A 1,640-nucleotide genomic window follows, 5' to 3' on the forward strand; every position below is an offset into this window, starting at 1 on the left:
ACGCTGTTGCCGTAGTGATCGTTCTCCGCAAGGAGCACATCGAGCAGGGTTCGTTTGCCCAGGTGGTACCACTGTTCGAAGAAGGCCTTGCGCACCTGATCGGTTTCAGCGGAGAGGCGTTTGTACTGCTCCGCACGGCTGAGCATGGTGTGCGCATCCTGATCCGCGGTGCGAATGCCATACTCGAGGTCACGCCGCTGCTGGTCGAGGCGCTGCCACGAAGCCTGTGCCCGGTGCCCTGCCGCAGCCGTCGCCGCCTGCGTCGAACCGCCGCGGAATGCGGCCCAGTTGAGCGTCAACATGGTTTGCCATGGCGCACGTTGTCCCGCGCCCGTGCCTCCGATTCCGGCATTCGCACTGACAACCCAATTCACCGACGGCAGGCCCGACGCTTTCACCACTTTGGCATTCAGGTCGGCCGCATTTGCCTCGGATTGAATCTGATGCAAGCTCGGATGAGCATTCACCCGCTCCAGGAGTTGCGGCAGATTGCCCGGTTGGAGCGGCCAGTCGCGCGCGTGCGGAATCGGCGGTACGCTTTCGCCCAGCAGCTTTTGCAACGCCAGTTCCGCATCACGTGCCTTCGCTTGCGCTGAATCGCGCGCAGCTTCAGCCTGCAGCAGACGCGCCTTGGCCTGCGTGAGTTCGCTGCCGCGACCACGGTCGACAGCCACAATTTCGCTGAGCATCTTCACGAGCGTGGCCATACGCTCAACAAATTGCTGGCTCACGTCAACGATCGTGCGCTGCTTGCCCAGTTCAACGAGCGTGCTCGTCACCTCGAACGCATTCTGATTGCGGGCCGCTACATAACTACTGAGCGCGGCATCCGAGAGTTGTTCACGACTTCCGATTGTGTTCTTTGTGCGCCCCCAGTCGTACACCGTTGTCGTGACGTTCGCCGTCACTACGTTCCCGTTGTTGTAGCCATTTCGATTACCGGGACCAAATTGCACACCCTGTGTCTGCGAACCGATGTCGACTTGCGGCCACCGCAAGCCTTTCGCTTCGTCGACGTCTGATTTCGCGGCTTCGTAGGCGGCATACGCCTGCCCGACTTCGGGACTGCGCTTCTCCGCTTCCTCGACGGCGCTCAGGAAGATACGGCGCAGCGTGGCGGAATCCACCGGAGGCCCTCCCTCGCTACTGGACGGTTGCGTTTCGAGCCACTGTGAGAACGTCACCGGAGGAGCATGGCTTCCCGGGGTCGACGGCTGTTTAATCTCGACCGGAGTCGATCTGCTTGCAGTTGCTGCATCGCTCGCCAGCGCCAGATCAGACTTCGTTTGAGCGCCCGCAATGGCACTCGCCGGCAAGGCGAGCACGACCAGCAGCGACGAAACCAGCCATGACAGGGGGCGGAGCCGCAAACCGGAGAGGCCGTCCCCGTTGGTGATAAGCGCGGTAGCCTGTACGTCAGGAAAATCGTTTCGAGTCATGATCGTAACCGGTTAGATTGAAGTATGTGGTGCGACACCCGAACCGCAATCCAGACTCAGAAAACAATGAAGCAATGCTCGTCGTTTAAAGGATCGATTCAGCTAATTCGGGTGACCTTGGCGAACGAAACACGAGATTTCGTACTGGCTCCAATTGTCCGGATATCGGTGACCCCGCGAAATCAGACAGCCGCGACAACA

General features: G+C 60.2%; 1 protein-coding gene. It reads right to left on the bottom strand.

What is annotated here, in order from left to right; genetic code table 11:
* Positions 1 to 1,439, bottom strand: a 1,439-nt coding sequence (locus tag F6X37_RS35660; RefSeq protein ID WP_222945045.1) for a TolC family protein, incomplete at its 3' end; no start/stop codon positions are given.
* Positions 1,440 to 1,640 lie beyond the last annotated feature (201 nt).

The sequence above is a fragment of the Paraburkholderia sp. 31.1 genome (assembly GCF_014397645.1).
Taxonomy (GTDB): domain Bacteria; phylum Pseudomonadota; class Gammaproteobacteria; order Burkholderiales; family Burkholderiaceae; genus Paraburkholderia; species Paraburkholderia tuberum.